The organism is Acidovorax sp. GW821-FHT10E03 (assembly GCF_059415205.1).
The window spans coordinates 1-1,464 of record NZ_JBWKMU010000026.1 but is presented as its reverse complement, the minus strand read 5'-3'; the positions used below and the strand labels follow the sequence as shown (position 1 = coordinate 1,464).

1 protein-coding gene is annotated in these 1,464 nt (G+C 69.3%); it reads right to left on the bottom strand.

Annotated features, from left to right (window positions below; all coding sequences use genetic code 11):
- Positions 1 to 57: 57 nt before the first annotated feature.
- Complete coding sequence (locus AC07OD_RS28070) at positions 58 to 1,242, bottom strand: porin (protein ID WP_218340407.1); 1,185 nt, start codon at positions 1,240 to 1,242, stop codon at positions 58 to 60.
- Between the last annotated feature and the right edge of the window lie 222 nt (positions 1,243 to 1,464).

The following is a 1,464-nucleotide window of genomic DNA, read 5'->3' as shown; positions in this document are numbered from 1 at the left end:
AAAAAAAGGGCACCCGAAGGCGCCCTGAAACTTGGAGACAACCGTTGTGAAGTGCGCTCAGAACCGGTGGCGCACCCCCACTGCAAAGCTGGTGCCCTGTGCGCTGATCACCGAGGGCGGTGCAGGCAGCGTGCGGGTCTGGGTGCTGTCGCGCATCACCATGGCATACAGGTCCGTGCGCTTGGACAGGAAGTAGTCATACCCCAGGGTGAACACCTTGCGCTCCACATTGCCGCCCGCCACCGTGGCGGGCACGGGGCCCACGGTGTCGCTGGTGCGGCGCACCGCGTAGCCCGCCAGCACGCGGCCCGCGCCCACGGGCACGGCAGCGCTCACATCCCACACGCGGTATGCCACGTTGAGCGGTGCAGCGGCCGTGCCCCGGTTGTCGATGCGGCCCAGGTGGGCAAACAGCTTGACCACCTCGAAGTCGTACGACGCGGCCAGCTGCCAGGCGCGTGTGTCGTTGGGTGAGGTGCCGTCGGCAAAAGTGCCGGGGTTCTTCTTCACGCTCTGCCACGCCAGCGATGCGGCCCAGGGGCCCTTGGCGTAGGCCAGGCGCGCAGCGCTGTTGCCGCCGCCTTGGCCTTCGGAGATGGCGTGCGCCACCGAGGCATTGAAGCCCGCGACGTTGGGGCTGTCATACACCACCGAGTTGGCCCATGCCGTGCCACCTGTGAGCGGGCTGCCGATGAAGGTGACCAGGTTCAGCGGCCCGAGCACGGTGGAGTCGCCGAACGCGTTGGAGGTGATGGAGCTCAGGAACAGCAACGACGTGACATTGCCCAGCCGCACCCGGCCCCAGTCGCGGTGCGACACGCCCACCCAGGCGGCGCGCGAGAACACGGGGTCGGCCGCCACGTTCACGGGCGCAGGCAAGGCGTCGCTGCGGCCGGTGGCGCCCGAGTCGTTGCGCACAAAGGACGATAGCTCAAACTGTGCCGACAGCCCGCCGCCCAGGTCTTCGGTGCCGCGCACGCCCCAGTGGCTGGTGGACATGCCGCCACCGTCGAGCTTGGTCACGGCGCGGTCCTGCGCATTGATGCCGGCAGCGGGACCCGCAAAGCGGCCCACAACGGCATCGACCAGACCATACAGCTGCAGGCCGGGGCCTGATGCGGGTTGGGCCTGCGCGGCGAGCGTGGCGGCAGACAGGACTGCTGCGGTGCCCAGGCTGCGCGCCCAGGGCTGACGGGCCCCAGGGTGGGAGGGGTGGGGCGTGGGGGATGTGCGAGGTTTCATGGTGTCTTTCGATGGGTAGGGGGCAAGCGAAGGGCGAACCGGCCCACGGCGCAGCCAGGGCTGTTCCGAAGAGGCAGTTCAACGGGGGAAAGGTGTCAGCGCGTTATGTGCGCTCGGGTCGTGGCGGCTAGGGTGCGCCGGTCTGGCGTGCCGACGCCGTGGGTGGGGCGGCAGCGCAGGGCCCCAGCCACCTGGGGTAGCGGTGGGCAGAGGCCATAAAAA